Genomic DNA, 20,924 nt, shown 5'->3' on the forward strand with positions numbered 1-20,924 from the left:
CGGGGGAGTTACGCTACGGCTCGTAGCGAAAGAGCGACAACCACGCGAAGGCTACTGGCGCCAGGTGGGGACCCGGCGCCGCACCACGTTCCACCGCGATTCGCACGATTCGCGGGACGATCTTTCGGGATCCTTTTCGTCGGCGCGCGCACACGGGGGAGGATGTACGCATGCAGCCCAGAAACATGTCCATGAGCGGCGTCGTCGACCTCGCCGCGGTGAAGGCGGCCGGCGAAGCCAAGGCGAAGGCCGAGCAGGCGCGCGCGGAGGCCGCCCGCCAGGGCGGTGCCGGCGCGGGCGGTGCGCCCGGCGGCGCCGTACCGCCGTCCGCGCTCGTGATCGACGTAGACGAGGCCGGCTTCGAAAGCGACGTCCTCCAGCTCTCCAACGAGGTCCCGGTCGTCCTCGACTTCTGGGCCGAGTGGTGCGAGCCGTGCAAGCAGCTCAGCCCGCTCCTGGAGCGGATGACCATCGAGGCGAACGGCCGCTTCGTCCTGGCGAAGATCGACGTCGACGCCAACCAGATGCTGATGCAGCAGTTCGGCATCCAGGGCATCCCGGCCGTCTTCGCCGTCGTCGCCGGCCAGGTCCTGCCCCTGTTCCAGGGCGTGGCTCCCGAGCAGCAGATCCGCGAGACCCTGGCCCAGCTGGTCCAGGTCGCCGAGGAGCGCTTCGGCCTCATCGGCCTCCAGGTCGACCCCGGCGCCGAGGGCGCCCCGGCCGAGCGGGCCCCGGAGCCGGCGGCCGGTCCGTACGACGCGCTGCTGGAGGCGGCGGTCGCGGCGCTGGACGAGGGCGACATGGACGGCGCCGTCCGTGCGTACAAGAGCGTCCTGGCCGAGGACCCGGCCAACACCGAGGCGAAGCTGGGCCTGGCCCAGGCCGAGCTGCTGGCGCGGGTGCAGCACCTGAACCCGCAGACGGTGCGCGCCGAGGCGGCCGCCAATCCGAAGGACCCGGCCGCGCAGATGGCCGCGGCCGACCTGGACCTGGCGGGCGGACACGTGGCCGATGCCTTCGGGCGGTTGGTGGACACCGTCCGGGTCACCTTCGGTGACGAGCGGGACGCCGTACGCGTCCGGCTCCTGGAGCTGTTCGAGGTCATCGGGGCGGACGACCCCCGGGTCGCGGCCGCCCGTACGGCACTGGCGCGGGTGCTCTTCTAGGCACGTCCGAGCCTTCCGGGGTGATCGCGGGCCCCGGCGATTTGTTGACACGTAGATAAACAGCGGCCGCGCTTTGCCAAAACTTGGCAATCGCGGCCGCTGTTACTCGTAGTAAGTCGAACCCCGTGAACTGTCCGGTTGGTTCGCTCTTCCACCGATCTGTCGTGGCCCAGGGTGACACCCTGTGTGGCCGCCCGACGCCGCCGGGTCGCACTCCGGTTATCCAGCCGTTACCCGCCAGTAACGAACCCCCTTGTGCCCCGGCCGGGAATGGACCACGATCGGCGACGCTCGGTCCTTCCCGCAGTGCCGCTCATCCGGAGCCGCGGTGGAGGGTCCCCACCGAGCCGGCCGGTGGCAGTGGCACCGGCCGTGGGACAGGGGGGTCTCCGCCACACCCGGCGGTGCCTGTCCTCCAGGTTGCGCGAACGCGTGGCCCAGTGGTTGTCGCTCGGGGGTGATCGCCGGTGTACGGGACGTGGCACAGCCACACCCCGGCCTCCTGCGCTCCTTCCCGAGGACGTAGCACTTCTCCCATCCCAGGACGGGCACGGCCCGGACCGGAGATGTACGTCCGAGAAGGAGGAACGAAGTATGAGTTCTCAGGTTCGTGGTGGGACCAGATGGAAGCGCTTCGCGCTCGTCATGGTGCCGAGCATCGCGGCCACGGCCGCGGTCGGTGTGGGTCTGGCGCAGGGTGCCCTCGCGGCGTCCTTCAGCGTCTCCGGCCAGGACTTCAAGGTCTCGGCCGACAAGCTCGACGGTGACGACCTGCTCCAGTACGGCAGCGTCGCCAAGGGCAAGACCGCGGACGGCAAGGGCGAGGCCCAGCACCCGGTCACCATCTCCGGGTTCCGCCACGCGGAAATCACCAACATGTGCCAGTCGCTGGTGACCCCGATCCCGGGCATCGGCGCGATCACGATGCAGCTGCGGACGGGCAACAAGGGCACGCCGGCGGTCGCGGAGAACATCTACCTGGATGTCGCCGAGCTGGACACCGACGCCAAGTTCACCGACCTGGACATCGGTGTCGCGGTCGCGGACGCGGCGGACAAGGACCACCCGACCGCGCCGCAGGCCAACACGGTAGCCAGCGGTGGTCTGTTCTCGCAGCGCGCCAAGAAGGCCGTGCTGACGAACGTCCGTCAGAAGGCGTGGGCGACGACGGCGGGCACCTTCACGCTGCCCAACCTCAAGCTCCGTCTGCTCAGCGGCGACGAGCCGTGCTACAAGGACGAGAAGTAGCCGGTCCTGGCCGAGTGACCGCGAGGGCGGGCGGCGCACGCCGCCGTCCGTCCCCGCGGGCTCCACAGAGTTTCCGTACCACCGTTTCCAGGGAGCTGTTGTCCATGAACCCCCAGGCCCCGGTTCGCGCCGCAGACGACGCTTGGTTCACCGTGGTGTACTACCGCTTCCGTGCCTGGAGGGGGGAACGGCCCTTCTGGGCGGGGCTCTTCACCGCCATCGGCGGCGTGCCGATCGCCTACTTCCCGTACGCGGACCTCCGGCTGGGCAACGTCACCATCGCCATGGCGACGACCGCCGGAGCGGGCTCGCTGATCATCGGCATCCTGCTGATCACCCTCGGCATCGCCCTCTGGTTCCAGCAGGCCATGCGGGTGTTCGCCGGTGTCGCGGCGATCCTCCTCGCGCTGGTCTCCCTGCCGGTGTCGAACCTGGGCGGCTTCTTCTTCGGGTTCCTCTTCTCCCTGCTCGGCGGCGCGCTCGCGCTGTCCTGGGCACCGGGAAGGCCGGCGGAGCCGGAGCCGCAGGACATGGAGACGGCCGAGGCGGAGGGATTCGCCGGCGGCTCCCTGCCGTTCCCCGGGCCCCGTGACATGGATACGGCCTACGTGACCGAGAAGACTGCCCACGCCGATGGCGGGAGGAACAGTGCGGGGTGACGAGACGCAGCGGGGGGCGACCCCTGGCGCAGAGTCCCGTGAAAGAAGGGGCCCGCGGCACGCGGCGCCCAGGAAGTCGCTGCTGACCAAGCTCCAGATACCCGTCGGGAAGACGATGGCGCTGGCCGCGATGCCGACCGCCGTGCTCGTCGGGATGAGCATCACGCCGAAGCTGGCCCTGGCCGACGAGAAGGACATCCCCTTCGCGCCGGGCCCCTGCGTGACGCGCTCCGACGAGCCCTCCGAGTCGGCCTCGCCGTCTCCCTCGAAGACCCCTTCGCCGAGCACGTCGCCCACCGCGACGCCCTCGCCGGGCGCGAGCGGGACCCCGAAGCCGGTCACCACCCCCTCGGGCTCGGCCGCCGGCTCCGGTACGAAGGAGAAGGCAGCGGACACGAAGGTGCCCCCGGCGCCCAAGCCGTCCGCGAGCACCCCCTCCTCCGCGCCCTCCCCGTCCTCCCCGTCCCCTTCGGCCAAGAGCACGAACCCGCTCGACCCGCTGGGAGTGGGCGACGCCCTCAAGGGGCTCGTCGACGCGCTCGGCAGGCCGCTCAAGGACGCGCAGAAGCCGGCCACCCCGACGCCGGCGCCCACCCCGAGCGCCACGGCGAAGGCCAAGGACCCGGCGGCGGACGCGATCCGCGAGGCGGCGCAGAAGGCGGGCGCCGGCGTCAAGGAGCTGTCCCAGGACGTCAAGGACACCGCCAAGACCCCGAAGGACGAGACGGGCAAGACCGCCGACGGCAAGAAGGCCGACGACGCGACCGGCCCCGACGCCTCCCCCTCGCCGTCACCCTCCACCTCGGCGTCCACGGACCCGGACGGCAAGCAGCCCTTCCCCTGCCCGACCCTCGACGCCAAGGCCCTGGCCGACGCGAAGCTGGAGCCGGGCGTCCCGCTCCTGCCGGACGAGCCCTGGTACCTGGACAGCTCGATGCTGACCCTCTACGGCCTGGACTACGCGGGCATCGTCGAGGTGAAGACGGCGGGCGGCAAGATCAAGAAGGTCCTGAAGTTCACCGCGGACTCGCTGGACATCAAGGACCTGTACCAGACGGTCGGCACCGGCAGCACCGTCGCCCACCTGAAGTCCCGCCCGGGCTCGACGTCCACGATCCGGGACGCCAAGGTGACGATGTACACCGAGAGCCTGAAGGGCAACCTCTTCGGTCTCATCCCGATCGAGTTCACCCCGAACAGCCCGCCGCCCCTGAACGTCCCCTTCGCGTTCTTCACGAACGTCAAGGTCGTCCAGGCCGGCCAGTTCGGCGGCAACCTCACCGTCCCGGGCCTGAAGACGTACATCGGCCCGGCGGAGAAGTAGTCCGGTACCCCCTGCGCGGAAGTGGCCCGCACCCCCTCGGGGGTGCGGGCCACGACCCGTTGCGGTGCGGGGTCAGGAAGCGGAGCCGGTGCCGCCCTCCTGCTCCATGCGGTCTGCCTTGGCCTGGAGGTCCTCGGCGATGTCGTCCCAGTCGGGACCGAAGGCGAGGAGATCGTCCGCGGCCTCGCGCAGCAGCGCGGCGTCATCCGGTCGCTGCAGGCAGACGATCCGGTAGGCCAGGTTGCGCGCCCAGGGGGGGAGCCCGATGAAGTTCTCGGCCTTCAGCGCGCGCACCATCGAGAGGATCTCGTCCGGGTCGGCGTAGATGATCTTCTCGACGTACTCGAACTCGGCGATGCCGAACTGCACGGGGGTAACGTCCGGGTTGTCCTCGGGGACGACTCCGCGCCCCAGCTTCATCAGATCTGTCACGGTGGTTCCCTGTCCGGTCACATTGCGATTTGGTAGTACGTCGACAGGGAGATCTTGTCCGCTCCGACCTTGAAGATGTGCCCCATGATCCTGATGCCGTCGACGACGACGTCCAGTTTCTGCAGTCCCTCCATGCTCCCGCCCTTGCCCATGTGCTCAAGGGTCTTGAGGATGAGCGCCTTTTCGATGTCGTCGGGGTTCAGGTGTGTCGTGTCCAGCGCGGGGAAGGCCACCTCGCCCTTCCGGGCGTCGTGGGCCCGGTGGAAGGCGTGGCCCGTGCTGATCGTCCACTTGTAGCCGCCCGCTTCGACGGCGCGCTTGAGGAGCGTGGGACTGATGCCCGCCGCGCTGGTGACGCGGATGGCGCTGAACGGCACGTGTGCGCTGACGATCGCGAGCGGCTTCAGACGCGCCAGCGTCTGGGCGGCGGACGCCGTCACGGCGAAGTACTTGCCGAGCCCGCTGGCGATCTTCGCCACGGCCACGGCGAGCTGGGGGATCTTCAGCACCGCGGCGCCGACGAGGATGACGTTCAGTGCCGTCCACAGGCAGCTCTCCACGTCCAGGGTGGAGAAGCACTTCCTCGCGTCGGTGACGCCCAGGACGTCGAGGAGGATCTGGCCGCCGTTCTCGATCGCCCAGTCGATCACGTCCTTGTTGGCTGCGGCGAGGGCGGCGCGGTACTCGTCCACGCAGGCCTGTCCACAGGCCTTGCGCAGCGCGTCCTCCTCGCTGACGTTCAGGTCGGCTCCGCCGTATCCGGGGCCGCCGTTGGACTTGGCGGAGGCCAGCTGCGCGGCGCGGAGTTCTTCCTCCCACTTGCGGTAGGCCTCTTCGGCCCGGTCCGCCGAGGCGTCCGCGTCCTTCGCGGACTGCTGGGCATTGGCGGCGGCGCCTTCGGCGGCCTTCGCGTCGGACTCGGCCTTGGTGGCCGTGCTGCTCGCCGCGTTCGCGTCCGCGGTCGCCGCGTTCGCCGCTGTACGGGCGTTGGCGGCGCTCTTCTCGGCCTCGGTGGCCTCGCTGTTCGCGGCCGCCGCCTCGCTCGCGGCATCCCTCGACGCGCTCCCGGCGAGGACGACCTCGGCTCCGGCCTGGGCGTTGTACTCCGTCGTTTTGGTGTCCGCCGTCTTCGCGGCGTTGGCGGCGGCAGCGGCGGTGGTGGCGGAGGCGCGCGCCGCGGCCACCGACTTCAGGGCCGCGGCCGTGTCCGCGGCGGCGGCAGCAGCGGCTTGCGCGGCGAGTTTGGCGTCGCCGCTCGCCTTGTCGGCGAGTGCCTGAGCGGCGGCAGCCGCCTTCGTGGCCTCGGCGGAACTGGCGGTAGCCGCGGCCGCCTGCTGGTCGGCGAGGGGCTTGGCCGTCTGGCCGATCAAGACCGCGAAGGCCGCGGCAGAGTCCGACTGGCGGTACGGGGTGCCGATCGCGATGGCGGCGTTGGCCGGCTTGGCTGCCTCGGCGGCGGAGTCGCGGGCCGCCAGGGCCGCCTGCGAGGTGGCGAAGGCGTGCCCGGCAGTGGCCACGGACCAGGCCGAGGTCTGCTCGGCCTCGGCCTTGGCGGCGGTGGCGTCCTTCTTGGCCTGGACCGTGGCGGCTTGAGCCTTCTTCGCCTCCTGCTCGGCCTTGACGACGTTCGCGGACGCGGCTGCCGAGGCGTCGATCGCCTCGGCAGCCGCGGCGTGCGCGGTCTGGGCGGCCGCGTAGCTGTTCCACCACTGCGAGTTCGCGTTGTCGTACGCGGCCTGCGCCCGCGCGGCGGCGCCGTCGGCGCGGGTGGCGGCGGCGCGGGCGTCGACCGCCGCGGTACCCGCCTCGTCGGCGGCGGTACGTGCCCGGCCCGCCGCCCCCTTCGCGTCGTTGGCGGCGGTACGTGCCTCCGTGGCGGCCTTGCGGCTGTCACCAGCCGCCGCCGTGCCCTCGGCGGCGGCGGCCGCCGACTCCAGGGCGGCGGCGCGGGCGTCCTTCGCCCGCATCGTGCGTTCGGCCTCGGCCGCGTTGTCTCGGGCCAGTGCGGCCTTGGCTTCGGAGGCCTCGGCGGCGTCCCGCTTGTCCGCGGCGGTATCACCCGCGTTCTCGGCTGCGGCCTTGGCCTTGGCGGCCGCCTCTCGTTCGGTGGTGGCCCGGCCCTCGGCCGCCAGGGCCTTGTTCCGTGCCGCCGTCGCCTTGGCGTGCTCCGCCTTGGCGACGTCGCGTTCCTGCTCCGCCTTGAGGCGCTGTGCCTTGGCGTTCTCTGCGGCGGCCTTGGCGGTGGCCTGGGCGGTCTCGGCCTTCGCCTGGGCGGCCTTCGCCTTGGTGGCGTTGTCCGCGGCTTCCTTCGCCTGGGCCGCTGCCGAGGTCGCGGCGGCCTTGGCCTGGGCGGCGGCTTCCTGCGCGGCGATGCGGCGGAACTCGGTGTTCACCGCGTGCGACTGGGTCTGGGCCAGGGCGTAGAGGGTCTTGCTGTCCGCGACGGTCGCCTTCGCGGCGTTCGACGCGGTCAGGGCGGCCTTCGACGCCGCCTCGGCGGCCGCGGCCGAGGCCTTGGCCACCTGGACGGACTGCTGGGCGAACAGCAGGCCGCGCCCGCGCGGGGTCTTGGCCGCGTCCGCGATGGCCCAGGCCGTGTTCTGGGCGGTGCCGGCCTTGTCCGAGGCGGTCTTGGCGGCCGTCGACGCGGCCGCGGCGAGCTTCACCTGGTCGGCCGCCCGGGTCCGGGCCGTCGCCAGGTCCTTCGTCGCCTGGGTGAACACGGCGGCGGCGGGCCGGTTGGAAGCGTTGGCGGGCTGGCCCGCCCAGTACTTCTGCCAGGTCAGGATCTGGTCGGCGAGCCATGCCTGGCCGAGGGACTCGATCATGGCCTCGGTGGCCTTGCGGGCCTCCGTGGCGGCGCTGACCTCGGCGTTGACGATCTCGTTGCGCGCGGTGGTCTGGGCGGCGTACTCCTGCTCCCACTCCAGGTGCGCCGTCACGACGATCGGGGACATGACCCGGTAGAAGTCGATCGGGTTGCGGCTGTCACAGGCGCCCCAGGCGGCCTTGAGGGCCTCGACCTCAAGACGGAACTCGACCGAGTTCTCGGCCGGCGCCTGCTTCATGTAGCCGCCGAGCCGCAGGTAGCGGGCGATGTCGCTGGCGGTGGCGGAGCCGTAGTTGTACTCGGCCTTCTCCGCGTCGCCCAGCAGGGAGTCGGTGACGAAGTCCAGGTTGAGGTCCTGGCCCTTGAGCTGGGCGGCCAGTTCCCGCGCCTTGTCGGTGGCGGCCTTGGTGGCCGGAGCGTGGCCGTCTTCGCCCAGCCGGTAGTACAGGTTCCGCAGGTCGTAGGTGAAGGCGACGATGTCCTTGTCGAACTCGGGGGCGTACCGCGCGACCCCACCCCGGTCCCCGGTTTCCCAGTAGACCTTGTTCGACGCCTGCCACCGGTCCCGCCGGTCGCTCGCCTCGCCGAAGGAGCCCGCGTAGGCGTCCCGGTCCTTGAGCATCGCCTGGCGCAGCGGGTCCATGCCCATGCTCAGGTCGGTGGCAGCGGCGAGCTCGGCCGGGGTGCCGGTCAGGGCCTTGGCCGCCGCCTTCTTCAATTCCGGGCCGCCGACGTGCAGGGCGAAACCGCCCGCGCAGCGGTCCATGCGGGCATCGGTGCCCAGGCTGATCGGCCGGTACGCCGGTTCGTCGTCCGGCGGTATCTCCACCGCCGACGCCGGGGCGGCGCTGATCAGGCCGGCCAGCAGGGCGGCGCTGGTGGCGAGGGCGGTGCCGGCGAGGCCGCGGCGTACGGCGGCCCGGATGGCTGGGCTCCTGCCCCTCAGAAGGGTCGATCTGTGCACGTGTCTGCCTTTTTCCTTGGAGTGCTCGGGCAGCCCGAAGGAAGGCACGTACGTGTGTATGCGCTGGTCAGGCGCGTGTGATGAGTGTTCTGCCTTCCCCCAAGGCGTGGCCTGACACTGTCACGATCTTGGTTACCTCCGGTAGCGATTTTCGGCCATCCCTACCGGCAGGTAGAAAACGCACAGGGATCGCACAGGCAGCCCACAGGTCAGGCGCGGGATCGCGGGCCGCGTCGGACGCACCGAGGGCGGCACCCCGGGATCCCATCGGGATCCGGAGTGCCGCCCTCGGTCTCTGTGCGGCAGAGGTGGGGTGGCGGCGGTCAGCCGCGGGGGCTGCCGCCCACGTGGTGGACGCGGACCATGTTGGTCGTGCCGGGGACGCCGGGGGGCGAGCCGGCCGTGATGACCATGGTGTCGCCCTCGTTGTAGCGGGCCAGCTTGTGCAGCTCGCCGTCCACGAGGTCGACCATCGCGTCGGTGTTGTCCACGTGCGGGACGACGTAGGACTCGACGCCCCAGCTCAGCGTGAGCTGGTTGCGGGTGTTGACGTCCGTGGTGAAGGCCAGGATCGGCTGGGTCGCGCGGTAGCGCGAGAGCCGGCGGGCCGTGTCCCCGGACTGGGTGAAGGCGATGAGCGCCTTGCCGTCGAGGAAGTCCGCGATCTCGCAGGCCGCGCGGGCGACGGAGCCGCCCTGGGTACGGGGCTTCTTGCCCGGGACCAGCGGCTGGAGGCCCTTGGACAGGAGCTCCTCCTCGGCCGCCGCGACGATCTTCGACATCGTCTTGACGGTCTCGATCGGGTAGGCACCCACCGAGGACTCGGCCGACAGCATGACCGCGTCCGCCCCGTCCAGGATCGCGTTGGCCACGTCGGAGGCCTCGGCGCGGGTCGGGCGGGAGTTGGTGATCATCGACTCCATCATCTGGGTCGCGACGATCACCGGCTTGGCGTTGCGGCGGCACATCTCGATGAGCCGCTTCTGGACGATCGGGACCTTTTCGAGCGGGTACTCGACGGCGAGGTCGCCGCGGGCCACCATGACCGCGTCGAAGGCCGCGACCACGGCCTCCATGTTCTCGACGGCCTGCGGCTTCTCCACCTTGGCGATGACGGGGACCCGGCGGCCCTCCTCGTCCATCACCTTGTGGACGTCCTTGACGTCGCCGGCGTCGCGGACGAAGGACAGGGCGACCATGTCGCAGCCCATCCGCAGGGCGAACCGGAGGTCGTCGACGTCCTTCTCCGACAGGGCGGGGACGTTCACGGCGGCACCCGGCAGGTTGATGCCCTTGTGGTCCGAGATGACACCGCCCTCGATGACGATGGTCTTGACCCGGGGGCCCTCGACCCCGGTCACCCGGAGCTCGACGTTGCCGTCGTTGATCAGGATCTGGTCACCCTTGGCGACGTCGCCCGGGAGACCCTTGTAGGTGGTGCCGCAGATGGACTTGTCGCCCGGGACGTCCTCGGTGGTGATGGTGAACTCGTCACCGCGCACCAGCTCGACGGGACCCTCGGCGAAGGTCTCCAGGCGGATCTTGGGGCCCTGGAGGTCGGCGAGGACGCCGACCGCTCGCCCGGTGTCCTCGGAGACCTTCCGGACGCGGTCGTACCGCTCCTGGTGTTCTGCCTGGGATCCGTGGCTGAAGTTGAATCGGGCCACGTTCATACCTGCCTCGATGAGCGCTTTCAGCTGCTCATACGAGTCGACGGCGGGGCCCAGCGTGCAGACGATTTTGGAACGGCGCATGGAGCGGATCCTATCGGTTTGTTTCGTAGCGGAATATTCCGTCTGGTGGAAAGTCCAAGTGACTACTGGGTAACCAACGCGTACGCCTGGTCCGCGATCTCCAGTTCCTCATCCGTCGGCACCACCGCCACGGCCACCCGCGCGTACTCCGCCGAGATGAGACGCGGCTCGCCGGAGCGCTCCGCGTTGGCCTGGAGGTCCAGCGCCAGACCCAGCTCCTCCAGACCGGCCACCGCAGCTTCCCGGACGGCGGCCGCGTTCTCGCCGACGCCCGCCGTGAACACCACCGCGTCCACCCGCCCGAGTACCGCCGTATAGGCGCCGATGTACTTCTTCAGACGGTGGACGTACGCCGCCAGCGCGAGGCGCGCCGCCGGGTCGCCCTCGTCCGCGCGCCGCTGCACCTCGCGCATGTCGTTGTCGCCGCACAGACCCAGCAGACCGCTCTTCTTGTTCAGCAGCGAGTCGATCTCCTCGACGGACAGCCCGCCGACCCGGGCCAGGTGGAAGACCACCGCCGGGTCCAGGTCGCCCGAACGGGTGCCCATGACCAGGCCCTCCAGCGGGGTCAGGCCCATGGAGGTCTCCTCGCACACCCCGCCCCGGACGGCCGAGGCGGAGGCCCCGTTGCCCAGGTGGAGCACGATCACGTTGACGTCCTCGGCCGGCTTGCCCAGCAGCGCGGCCGTCGCCCGGGAGACGTAGGCGTGCGAGGTGCCGTGGAAGCCGTAGCGCCGGATGGCGTACTTGTCGGCCGTCGCCACGTCGATCGCGTACCGGGCCACGTGCTCCGGCATCGTCGAGTGGAAGGCCGTGTCGAAGACGGCCACCTGCGGGAGGTCGGGGCGCAGCGAGCGGGCCACCTCGATGCCCATCACGTTGGCCGGGTTGTGCAGCGGGGCCAGCGGGATGAGGTCGCGGATCTCCGCGAGCACCGCGTCGTCGATCACCGTGGGCCGGGTGAACTTCGTGCCGCCGTGCACCACCCGGTGGCCCACGGCCGCCAGCTCGGGGGAGTCCAGGCCCATTCCGTCGGCGCGCATCTCCTTGGCCACCGCCTCCAGGGCGGCGCGGTGGTCGGCGATCGGTCCGGTGCGCTCGCGCTTGCCGCCCGCGGCGCCCGGCCCCGTCAGGGGCTCGTGCGACAGCCGGGAGGTCTCCTCGCCGATCCGCTCCACCAGGCCCACGGCCAGGCGGGAGTGGTCCGCCATGTCGAGGAGCTGGTACTTGACGGACGAGGAGCCGGAGTTGAGGACGAGTACGCGCGTTGCGGTCACGGGTGCGGAGCCTTCTCGGGAGGGGACGGTGCTACGGGCGGGAGGTGCGCGCCATGGTGGGGGCGCGGGCGGCGGGCGGGCTCAGGCGTCGGGGATCGCCCCCGACGCCCGCTCGGTCTGCGCCTGGATCGCGGTGATCGCCACGGTGGTGACGATGTCCTGGACCAGCGCCCCGCGGGAGAGGTCGTTGACCGGCTTGCGCAGACCCTGGAGCACCGGTCCGACCGCCACGGCGCCCGCCGAACGCTGCACGGCCTTGTACGTGTTGTTGCCCGTGTTGAGGTCGGGGAAGATCAGCACGCTCGCCCGGCCGGCCACCTCGGACTCCGGCAGCTTGGTGGCCGCAACCGAGGGCTCCACGGCGGCGTCGTACTGGATCGGCCCCTCGATCAGCAGGTCGGGCCGCTGCGCGCGGACGAGCTCGGTGGCCTTGCGGACCTTGTCCACGTCGGCGCCGGAGCCGGAGGTCCCGGTCGAGTACGAGAGCATCGCGATCCGCGGCTCGACCCCGAAGGCGGCGGCCGTGGCTGCGGACTGGACGGCGATGTCGGCGAGCTGCTCGGCGTTCGGGTCCGGGTTGACCGCGCAGTCGCCGTAGACGAGGACCTTGTCGGCCAGGCACATGAAGAAGACGGAGGAGACGATGGAGGCCTCCGGCTTGGTCTTGATGATCTCGAAGGCGGGGCGGATGGTGGCGGCGGTGGAGTGCACCGAGCCGGAGACCATGCCGTCGGCCAAGCCCTCCTGGACCATCAGGGTGCCGAAGTAGTTCGCGTCGGTGACCACGTCGCCGGCCAGCTCGATGGTCATGCCCTTGTGGGCGCGCGCCTTGGCGTAGTACGCGGCGAACCGTTCCCGCAGGGGGGAGGTGGCGGGGTCGATCAGCTGCGCCCCCGAGATGTCGATGCCCAGGTCCGCGGCCTTCTTCAGGATGGCGGGCTCCTCGCCCAGCAGGGTCAGGTCGCAGACCCCGCGGCGCAGCACCACGTCGGCGGCGCGCAGCACCCGTTCCTCGGTGCCCTCGGGCAGCACCACGCGGCGGCGCTCGGACCGGGCCCGCTCCAGCAGCTCGTGCTCGAACATCATCGGGGTGACCCGCTCGGAGCGGGCGACCGAGAGCAGGTCGCGCAGCTCGGAGGTGTCCACGTGCCGCTCGAACAGGCCGAGTGCGGTCTCCAGCTTGCGCGGGGTGGCGGAGTTCAACCGGCTCTGCAGCGCGAAGAGTTCGGCCGCCGTCGGGAAGCTGTTGCCGGCCACCGACACCACCGGGGTGCCGGGCGCGAGCCGGGAGGCCATCTCCAGGATGTGCGGGGCCGGCCGCTCGTTCAGGGTCAGCAGCACGCCGGCGATCGGCGGGGTCCCCGAGGTGTGCGCGGCCAGTGCCCCGATGACCAGGTCGGAGCGGTCGCCGGGGGTGACGACCAGGCAGCCGGGGGTCAGGGCGTTCAGGAAGTTCGGGAGCATCGCGCCGCCGAAGACGAAGTCCACGGCGTCGCGCGCCAGCCCGGCCTCGTCGCCGAGGAGCACCTCGCCGTCGAGGGCCGCGGTGATCTGGGCGACGGTGGGGGCGGAGAGGGACTTGTCGTCGGGCAGGACGTAACAGGGCACGGGCAGCCGGGCCGCGAGCCGCTCGGCTATGAGGTCGCGGTCCTCGGCGGCCACCCGGTTGACGACCATCGCCACCACGTGGCAGCCCAGGCCCTGGTAGGCGCGGTAGGCGTTGCGGGCCTCGGCGCGCACGGACTCGGCGGGGCGTTTGGTGCCGCCGACCACGGGGACGACGACCGCGCCCAGCTCGTTGGCGAGGCGGGCGTTCAGCGCCAGCTCGTCGGGGAGGTTCGTATCGGCGTAGTCGGTGCCGAGGACGAGCATGACCTCGTAGTCGCGGGCCACCCGGTGGTAGCGGTCGACCAGCCGGGACACCAGCTCGTCGGTGCCCTTCTCGGCCAGGATCGCCGAGGCCTCCTGGTACTCCATGCCGTAGGCCGTCGTCGCGTCCTGCTCGATGCGGTAGCGGGCCTTGAGCAGGTCGAACAGACGGTCGGGCCCATCGTGGAGCAGTGGACGGTAGACGCCGACCCGGCCGGTCTGCCGGGCCAGGAGCTCCATGATGCCCAGTTCGACGACCTGGCGGCCGTCCCCCCGCTCGATACCGGTCACATACACGCTGCGCGTCACGCGTGCTCTCCGTCCATGTGTGCCTGGGAGTCGATTGACCCAGTTGGGGTGGGCTTGACCTCTTGACAATACCTCTGTGGATCGGTAGGGCGCCCGCCGGAAAAAGGGCCTGTCCGAGGGGGCCGAAAGGCCCTGGGGGCGGATCGGTACGGAGCGCGCCTCCCCCCTGGCCCGTGGAACAATCGGACAGGCTTCACCAATACGCCCTTCATATGTACAGCCGTCCGTCCGCACGCGTACGGCCAGGTACGACCAGGAGCAGGAGACACAGCACGATGCGTATCGGAGTTCTCACCGCAGGCGGCGACTGCCCGGGTCTCAACGCTGTCATCCGGTCGGTCGTACACCGCGCCCTGGTCGGGCACGGGGACGAGGTCATCGGTTTCGAGGACGGTTTCAAGGGCCTCCTCGACGGCCACTACCGTCCGCTCGACATCAATGCCGTCAGTGGCATTCTCGCCCGGGGCGGCACGATCCTCGGCTCGGCCCGCATGGAGCGCGCCCGCCTCCACGAGGCCGCCGAGAACGCCCAGGAGCTCGCCAAGCGCTACGGCATCGACGCCCTCATCCCGATCGGCGGCGAGGGCACCCTGACGGCCGCCCGGATGCTCTCCGACGCCGGGATGCCGGTGGTGGGCGTACCGAAGACGATCGACAACGACATCTCCTCCACCGACCGCACCTTCGGCTTCGACACCGCCGTCATGGTCGCGACCGAAGCCATCGACCGCCTCAAGACCACCGCCGAATCGCACCAGCGCGTGATGGTCGTCGAGGTCATGGGCCGGCACGCGGGCTGGATCGCCCTGGAGTCGGGCATGGCCGGCGGCGCCCACGGCATCTGCCTGCCCGAGCGCCCCTTCGAGGTGGACGCCCTGGTGAAGATGGTGGAGGAACGCTTCGCCCGCGGCAAGAAGTTCGCCGTCGTCTGCGTCGCCGAGGGCGCGCACCCGGCCGAGGGCTCCATGCCGTACGAGAAGGGCGAGATCGACCAGTACGGTCACGAGCGCTTCGCCGGCATCGGCAACCGCCTCGCCGTCGAGCTGGAGCGGCGCCTGGGCAAGGAGGCCCGTCCGGTCATCCTCGGCCACGTCCAGCGCGGCGGCACCCCCACCGCCTACGACCGCGTCCTCGCGACCCGCTTCGGCTGGCACGCGGTCGAGGCCGTCCACCGCGGCGAGTTCGGCAACATGACCGCCCTGCGCGGCACCGACATCGTGATGGCCCCCCTCGCGCACGCCGTCACCGAGCTGAAGACCGTGCCGGACCACCGGATGTACGAGGCCGAGTCCGTCTTCTGACCGGCCCGCCCGGCCGGTGCGGCCGGGACCTCCGGCCCCTCTTCTCAGCCGAACGGCCCCGGTGCGCCTCCTCCTCGGAGCGCCCGGGGCCGCTTCGTCGTCCCGGGCGGGCACCCCGGGGCGCCGCGCGTGTGACCTATCCCGCACCGCCGGCCATCGACCAGAAGCGGTCCACGATCTCCGCGAGGAACTCCCGGCCCGAGTCCCCGGCCCCGTCCGCGCCCTGGCCGCCGCCCCAGCTCAGGGTGGCCACCATCCGCGACTGGTAGTCGTTGTGGAGCCGCTCCAGCACCCGCTCCAGATGGGCCTTGGGCACCGGCAGCAGCTTGGCCACCGGTTTCACGTACGCCTGCCAGCGGGTGGTGACCGCACTGCGCAGCAGTCCGGCGAGCTCTTCCTCCTTGCCCGTCGCCGTCACGAACTGCGCGAGGTTCAGGCCGAGCGTCGAGGCGAGGGCGGCGGACTGGCGTTCGTTGCCCTTCCAGCGTCCGGTGTCCTCCATCTTCTGGTACGAGCCCGCGTCCAGCCCGATCCGGCGGGCCAGGTCCTCGGGGTCCATGCCCCGGGCCAGGCGGTGTTCGCGCAGGGTGACGGGCTCGGCGAGCAGTTCCCCGGGGGAGCACCAGAGCACGCCGGCGAGTGCCGTGAGTTCGGCGGAGGTGGGGGACAGCTCGCCCCGTTCCCAGGCCATCACGGTTTCGGGCGCGACGAGCAGTCCGTACTGGGCCCGCAGGCCATAGGCGACATGACCGGGAGCCATGCCCAGGGCCGCGCGCAGACGACGCGCGGCGGGGGCATTGAAAGGGGGGCTGGAGTGCACACGGCACACCGTAGGAGTGGCTGAGCCATGACGACTACCAACCAAACAAACAAGCTCATAACTCATAGGAAAGTACGAGGAAGTTCGACGGTTTGGCCGGGTTTCCCTGCGACTGTCCGGTAATCGGATTGGTCGATGATCCTTCCACAGCGTACGGATCCGGCCACTCCAATTCAGGCGCCTCCCGACACTCGGCATGTGATCCCCGTCACACACCGCGAACCCGTGCCCCCTCCCGTACGTGACCCATGACGAGGGCCCTCGCCCACGGGGGCGGCGAGGGCCCTTGCCTTGACGTCGGCGTCAAGGAATACGGTCGGCCCATGCGCATCGGCGAACTGGCGAAGCGGGCCGGGACCAGCACACGGACCCTCAGGTACTACGAATCGCGCGGACTGCTGGCCGCACGGCGGACCGGCAACGGCTACCGCGACTACGACGAGGACGACCTGCGCCTGCTACGGCAGATCCGCACGCTCCGGGACTTCGGCTTCGACCTGGAGGAGACCCGGCCCTTCGTCGACTGCCTGCGCGCCGGCCACCCGGCCGGCGACTCCTGCCCGGCCTCCCTGGCCGTCTACCGCAGCAAGCTCGAAGAGCTCGACGAGCTCATCGGCCAGCTCGCCGGCGTACGCGAGCAGGTCGCCCGGCAGCTGGCCGCCGCCGAGGCCATCGCCGCCGAGAGCATCGCCGCGGCGACCGTCGCCGGCGGGGAACCCCCCGCGCCGCGCTGCGAGATGACCGGCTGACCGCACCACCCACACGAGAGGGGAACGACATGATCCACGCCCGGGGCGTGTCCGAAGTGACCGACGCCGACTTCACCGCGGAGGTACTGGAGGAGGGGCGGCTGCCCGTACTGGTGGAGTTCACGGCGGACTGGTGCGGCCCCTGCCGCCAGCTCGCCCCCGTCCTGTCCGCCATCGCCGCCGAGGAGGCCGGCCGGCTCAAGGTCGTCCAGATCGACGTCGACCGCAACCCGGCCACCGCCGCCCGCTACGGCGTGCTCGCCGCGCCGACCCTGATCGTCTTCCGGGACGGCGAACCCGTGCGCCAGATGGTCGGGGCCCGCCCCAAGCGCAAGCTGCTCCAGGAACTCGAAGAGCACCTGGAGCAGCGGCCCGCCGTTACGACGGCCTGAGCCACACCGTCGCCATCGGCGGCAGCGTCATCCGCAGGCTCGCCGCGCGCCCCTGGGCCGGTACCGGCTCGGGGCGCAGCGGCCGGGCGTGGTGGACGCCGCTCCCGCCGTACGCCTCCAGGTCCGTGTTGAGGACCTCGCGCCACTGCGGCACCTCTTCCGGCACCCCGACGCGGTAGCCGTGCCGCACCACGGGCGAGAAGTTCGACACGCACAGCAGCTGCGAGCCGTCGTGCGCGTACCGCAGGAAGGCGAACACGTTGTCCTCGGTGGCGTCCGCCTCCACCCACGCGAAGCCCTCCGGCACGGAGTCGCGCTCCCACAGCGCCGGCGAGGCCGTGTACGTGCGGTTCAGGTCGCGCACGAGGTCCCGTACGCCGCGGTGGTCACCGGCCGCCGGGTAGGAGGAGTCCAGCAGCCACCAGTCGGGGCCGTGCGCCTCCGACCACTCCGAGCCCTGGGCGAACTCCTGCCCCATGAACAGCAGCTGCTTGCCCGGGTGGGCCCACATGAAGCCCAGGTAGGCGCGGTGCGTGGCCCGTTGCTGCCACCAGTCGCCCGGCATCTTCGACACCAGCGAACGCTTGCCGTGCACCACCTCGTCGTGCGAGATCGGCAGCACGTAGTTCTCGCTGAAGGCGTACACCATCCCGAAGGTCATGTCGTTGTGGTGGTACTTGCGGTGCACCGGCTCCTTCGACACGTACGCGAGGGTGTCGTGCATCCAGCCCATGTTCCACTTCAGCCCGAAGCCCAGGCCGCCCGAATCCGTGGGCCGGGTCACCCCGTCCCAGGCGGTGGACTCCTCCGCGATCGTCACCACGCCCGGGCAGCGCCGGTAGACGGTGGCGTTCATCTCCTGGAGCAGCGCGACCGCGTCCAGGTCCTCCCGGCCGCCGTGCGCGTTCGGTGACCAGTCGCCCTCCTCGCGGGAGTAGTCCAGGTAGAGCATCGAGGCCACCGCGTCCACGCGCAGCCCGTCCACATGGAACTCCTGGCACCAGTACACGGCGTTGGCCACCAGGAAGTTGCGGACCTCCTTGCGCCCGTAGTCGAACTCCAGCGTCCCCCAGTCCGGGTGCGCGGCCCGGCGCGGGTCCTGGTGCTCGTACAGCGGCCGGCCGTCGAACTCGGCGAGCGCCCAGGCGTCGCGCGGGAAGTGCGCGGGCACCCAGTCGACGATCACCCCGATCCCGGCCCGGTGCAGCGCGTCCACGAGGAGGCGGAAATCGTCCGGGGAGCCCATGCGGGAGGTCGGCGCGTAGAAACCGGTGACCTGGTAGCCCCACGAGCCGCCGAAGGGGTGCTCCGCGACCGGCATCAGCTCCACGTGCGTGAAGCCCAGTTCCTTCACGTACGCCGGCAGCTGCTCGGCGAGCTGGCGGTAGGAGAGCCCGGGCCGCCACGACGCCAGGTGCAGCTCGTACACCGACAGCGGCGCCTGGTGCGGCGCCCGCTGCCCGCGCCGCGCCATCCAGTCGGCGTCCTGCCACTCGTACCGCGAGGCCGTGACGATCGAGGCGGTCGCCGGCGGGACCTCCGCGTAGCGCGCCATCGGGTCGGCCCGCAGGGTGTGGCCGCCGTCCGGGCGCGTGACGTCGTACTTGTACAGGGCCCCCTCGGCGACCCCCGGCAGGAACAGCTCCCACACCCCGCTCGCACCGAGCGAGCGCATCGGGTACGCGACCGAGTCCCAGTACGAGAAGTCCCCGCTCACCCGCACGCCCAGGGCATTGGGCGCCCACACCGTGAACCGGGTGCCCCGCACCCCCTGGTGCTCCATCGGCTGCGAGCCCAGCGCCGTCCACAGCTCCTCGTGCCGGCCCTCACCGATCAGGTGCAGGTCCAGCTCCCCGAGCGCGGGCAGGAACCGGTACGGGTCGTGGACCTCGATCTCGTCCCCGTCGTACGTCACGAGGAGCCGGTAGTCCGGCACCCCGGTCAGGGGCAGCAGCCCGGAGAAGAGGCCGTCCCCGTCGTCGAAGAGTTCCGCCCGCAGCCCCTTCGCGACGATCGTGACGGCCTTCGCGTACGGGCGCAGCACCCGGAAGGCGACGCCGCCGCGCTGCGCACGGGCGCCGAGCACCCCGTGCGGATCGTGGTGGCGGCCCTCCAGGAGCCGGGCCCGTTCCTCCGCGCCGAGCGCGGGGGCCGGACGCACCCCGTGCGGAGGGGCGCCCCGGCGGGCCCGGGGGGCGCGGGTCCCCTTCGGGGTGGCGGGCGTGGCGGGCGCGGCAGGCGCGTCGGACTCCGGTGCCGGTGCGGATGCGGGTGCGGCTGCGGCCTTGTCGCGGACGGTCGGTGACGGCTGTCGTGCGGCGCTCACGCGAGCGGCCTCCTCGGGGGCTTCGGGTGGGGGGTGGCGGCGGGGTTCGCCGGCGGGGGCATGCGGTGGGCCGGCCGCTGGGGTTCCGACAGCCGGCGGATCGCCGCCATCGGGACGTGCAGCCAGTCGGGACGGTGCCGGGACTCGTAGCGGGCCTCGTACACCGCCTTGTCGGTCTCGTAGGCGCGCAGCAGGACGGCGTCCTCACGCGGGTCGCGGCCGGTGGTGCGGGCGTAGCCCTCGCAGAACGCCGCGCGGCAGGCGTCCGCCCAGGCGGGGGCGAACGGCCGGTGCGAGCGGGCGGCGTAGTCGAAGGAGCGCAGTATTCCGGCGATGTCCCGCACGGCCGGTTCGGGACGGCGCCGGTCGGCCAGCGGCCGCGCGGGCTCGCCCTCGAAGTCGATCAGTGCCCAGCTGCCGTCGGCGGTGCGCAGGGTCTGCCCCAGGTGCAGGTCGCCGTGGATGCGCTGGGCGGGGACCCCCGCGCCCCGGGAGGCGGCCAGGGCGTCGAAGGCGCCGCGCAGCCCGGCCTCGTACGGCTGGAGCGCGGGCACCTCGCGGACGGTGGCGGCCAGCCGGGCGGTCATCCCGGCGGCGAGCCGGGCGGTCTGCTCGGGGCCCAGCGCCACCGTGGGCAGGGCGGCGGCCAGGGCGCTGTGCACCTCGGCGGTGGCCCGGCCCAGCGCGTGCGCCTCCGCGGTGAAGTCGGCGCCGGCGGCGAGCCGGCGCAGGGCCAGCTGCCAGCCGTCGTCGGAGCCGCGCAGGTAGGGCTGGAGCACGCCCAGGGTCAACGGTTCTCCACCGGGCAGTTCCGCCTCGTACCAGGCGACGGGCGCGGGCACCCGGGCGCAGCCCGCGGCGGCCAGCGCCCTGGGCAGCTCCAGGTCGGGGTTGACCCCGGGACCGACCCGGCGGAACACCTTCAGGATGTACGAATCCCCGTAGATCAGAGAGGAGTTGGTCTGCTCGCCGGACAGCGGGCGGGGGGCCAGTCCGGCCGGGACGGGGGTGTGCGGGTCCCGGTCGAAGCGCAGCGGCCCCAGGGTGCCGGGGGAGCGCAGGCGCTCCAGCAGCATCGAGGCGAGCCGGGGGTCGCCCAGGGCCTCGTACACGGCCCGGCCCGCGTGGGGTCCGCTCTGCGCGTGCCCGATCAGGGCGGGCGCGAGGGTGGGCGGCAGGGGGGCCGGGCGGATGCCGAGCAGGAGTTGGTAGCAGTCCCCGTCCACGTCGAGGAGCAGGTGCAGCAGCCCCGGGGTGGAACCCGGTGGGAGCAGCTCGGCCGCGGAAACGGCCCTGATCCTGCTGATGGCGCGGCCCTTGCCCGCGAACCAGCGCTGGGCGGGCAGCCAGGCCCGCAGCATCGGTTCCAGCGGGCCGATCCCGGTCGCCCGGTCGGCCGTCAGCCGGCTCCGGGCGGATGAAGCCTCCGACATGGCGTCGAGTCCTTTCCCCGGGCCGTCACAGAATGCGCAGAGTGTCCCGGATGCGCGGCAGTTGCTTCTCC

The 20,924-nt window shown here is 71.7% G+C and carries 15 protein-coding genes; 7 read left to right on the plus strand and 8 right to left on the minus strand.

The features are described from left to right. Positions 1–170 precede the first annotated feature (170 nt). The 4 genes from ACFYYT_RS06660 (at position 171) to ACFYYT_RS06675 (ending at position 4,397) form a co-directional block, all read left to right on the plus strand. On the plus strand, positions 171–1,166 hold the full coding sequence (locus ACFYYT_RS06660; RefSeq protein WP_351830878.1) for a tetratricopeptide repeat protein: 996 nt from the start codon (positions 171–173) through the stop codon (positions 1,164–1,166). A gap of 594 nt (positions 1,167–1,760) precedes the next feature. Continuing rightward, entirely contained in the window at positions 1,761–2,414 is a 654-nt protein-coding gene (locus ACFYYT_RS06665) for a DUF6230 family protein (RefSeq protein ID WP_351830876.1), read from the plus strand. A 104-nt stretch (positions 2,415–2,518) separates the two neighbouring features. Continuing rightward, the gene (locus tag ACFYYT_RS06670; RefSeq protein WP_351830873.1) at positions 2,519–3,073 is read left to right on the plus strand and encodes a DUF6114 domain-containing protein; all 555 of its coding nucleotides are present in this window, start codon (positions 2,519–2,521) and stop codon (positions 3,071–3,073) included. Next, positions 3,063–4,397 carry a hypothetical protein gene (locus ACFYYT_RS06675; RefSeq protein WP_351830871.1) on the plus strand — a complete coding sequence of 445 codons (1,335 nt, stop codon included), beginning with the start codon at positions 3,063–3,065 and terminating at the stop codon, positions 4,395–4,397. The genes ACFYYT_RS06670 and ACFYYT_RS06675 overlap by 11 nt, the downstream gene beginning before the upstream one ends. A 72-nt stretch (positions 4,398–4,469) precedes the next feature. Here ACFYYT_RS06675 and ACFYYT_RS06680 read toward each other — a convergent pair whose 3' ends face one another. The 5 genes from ACFYYT_RS06680 to pta form a co-directional block, all read right to left on the minus strand. Then, positions 4,470–4,829, minus strand: a complete 360-nt coding sequence (locus ACFYYT_RS06680) for a hypothetical protein (RefSeq protein WP_351826362.1) — start codon at positions 4,827–4,829, stop codon at positions 4,470–4,472. Between the two features lie 17 nt (positions 4,830–4,846). Then, positions 4,847–8,623, minus strand: coding sequence for a hypothetical protein (locus tag ACFYYT_RS06685; RefSeq protein WP_351826363.1), 3,777 nt, complete (start codon positions 8,621–8,623; stop codon positions 4,847–4,849). A gap of 323 nt (positions 8,624–8,946) precedes the next feature. After that, entirely contained in the window at positions 8,947–10,377 is a 1,431-nt protein-coding gene (gene pyk, locus ACFYYT_RS06690) for a pyruvate kinase (RefSeq protein ID WP_351826364.1), read from the minus strand. Positions 10,378–10,439: 62 nt separating this feature from the next. Then, positions 10,440–11,654, minus strand: coding sequence for an acetate kinase (locus tag ACFYYT_RS06695; protein ID WP_351826365.1), 1,215 nt, complete (start codon positions 11,652–11,654; stop codon positions 10,440–10,442). An 81-nt stretch (positions 11,655–11,735) separates the two neighbouring features. Continuing rightward, entirely contained in the window at positions 11,736–13,832 is a 2,097-nt protein-coding gene (gene pta, locus ACFYYT_RS06700; protein WP_351826366.1) for a phosphate acetyltransferase, read from the minus strand. A 275-nt stretch (positions 13,833–14,107) separates the two neighbouring features. Here pta and ACFYYT_RS06705 point away from each other — a divergent pair, with 275 nt between their 5' ends. Further along, positions 14,108–15,133 carry an ATP-dependent 6-phosphofructokinase gene (locus tag ACFYYT_RS06705; RefSeq protein ID WP_351826367.1) on the plus strand — a complete coding sequence of 342 codons (1,026 nt, stop codon included), beginning with the start codon at positions 14,108–14,110 and terminating at the stop codon, positions 15,131–15,133. Positions 15,134–15,269: 136 nt separating this feature from the next. On the opposite strand, the gene ACFYYT_RS06710 is transcribed toward ACFYYT_RS06705, so the two are convergent. Continuing rightward, entirely contained in the window at positions 15,270–15,893 is a 624-nt protein-coding gene (locus tag ACFYYT_RS06710; RefSeq protein ID WP_351826388.1) for an XRE family transcriptional regulator, read from the minus strand. 383 nt (positions 15,894–16,276) lie between these two features. Here ACFYYT_RS06710 and ACFYYT_RS06715 point away from each other — a divergent pair, with 383 nt between their 5' ends. After that, positions 16,277–16,702: a MerR family transcriptional regulator gene (locus ACFYYT_RS06715; protein ID WP_351826368.1), complete on the plus strand. Its 426-nt coding sequence runs from the start codon at positions 16,277–16,279 to the stop codon at positions 16,700–16,702. A 29-nt stretch (positions 16,703–16,731) separates the two neighbouring features. Then, complete coding sequence (gene trxA, locus ACFYYT_RS06720; protein ID WP_351826369.1) at positions 16,732–17,094, plus strand: thioredoxin; 363 nt, start codon at positions 16,732–16,734, stop codon at positions 17,092–17,094. Here the strand turns inward: trxA and glgB are convergent. Both glgB and ACFYYT_RS06730 read right to left on the minus strand, forming a co-directional pair. Then, positions 17,081–19,420, minus strand: coding sequence for a 1,4-alpha-glucan branching enzyme (gene glgB / locus ACFYYT_RS06725; protein WP_351826370.1), 2,340 nt, complete (start codon positions 19,418–19,420; stop codon positions 17,081–17,083). The two genes, trxA and glgB, sit on opposite strands and share 14 nt — an antisense overlap. Then, positions 19,417–20,853 carry a maltokinase gene (locus ACFYYT_RS06730; RefSeq protein ID WP_351826371.1) on the minus strand — a complete coding sequence of 479 codons (1,437 nt, stop codon included), beginning with the start codon at positions 20,851–20,853 and terminating at the stop codon, positions 19,417–19,419. The genes glgB and ACFYYT_RS06730 overlap by 4 nt, the downstream gene beginning before the upstream one ends. Between the last annotated feature and the right edge of the window lie 71 nt (positions 20,854–20,924).

This window comes from Streptomyces sp. NPDC002032, assembly GCF_042890765.1.
GTDB lineage: Bacteria > Actinomycetota > Actinomycetes > Streptomycetales > Streptomycetaceae > Streptomyces.

Bases quoted from the DNA above. Each gene is read 5' to 3' on its own strand.
- ACFYYT_RS06660 (WP_351830878.1), top strand. From the start codon at position 171: ATGCAGCCCAGAAACATGTCCATGAGCGGCGTCGTCGACCTCGCCGCG.
- ACFYYT_RS06665 (WP_351830876.1), top strand. From the start codon at position 1,761: ATGAGTTCTCAGGTTCGTGGTGGGACCAGATGGAAGCGCTTCGCGCTC.
- ACFYYT_RS06670 (WP_351830873.1), top strand. From the start codon at position 2,519: ATGAACCCCCAGGCCCCGGTTCGCGCCGCAGACGACGCTTGGTTCACC.
- pyk (WP_351826364.1), bottom strand. From the start codon at position 10,377: ATGCGCCGTTCCAAAATCGTCTGCACGCTGGGCCCCGCCGTCGACTCG.
- ACFYYT_RS06705 (WP_351826367.1), top strand. From the start codon at position 14,108: ATGCGTATCGGAGTTCTCACCGCAGGCGGCGACTGCCCGGGTCTCAAC.
- ACFYYT_RS06710 (WP_351826388.1), bottom strand. From the start codon at position 15,893: ATGGCTCCCGGTCATGTCGCCTATGGCCTGCGGGCCCAGTACGGACTG.
- ACFYYT_RS06715 (WP_351826368.1), top strand. From the start codon at position 16,277: ATGCGCATCGGCGAACTGGCGAAGCGGGCCGGGACCAGCACACGGACC.
- trxA (WP_351826369.1), top strand. From the start codon at position 16,732: ATGATCCACGCCCGGGGCGTGTCCGAAGTGACCGACGCCGACTTCACC.
- ACFYYT_RS06730 (WP_351826371.1), bottom strand. From the start codon at position 20,853: ATGTCGGAGGCTTCATCCGCCCGGAGCCGGCTGACGGCCGACCGGGCG.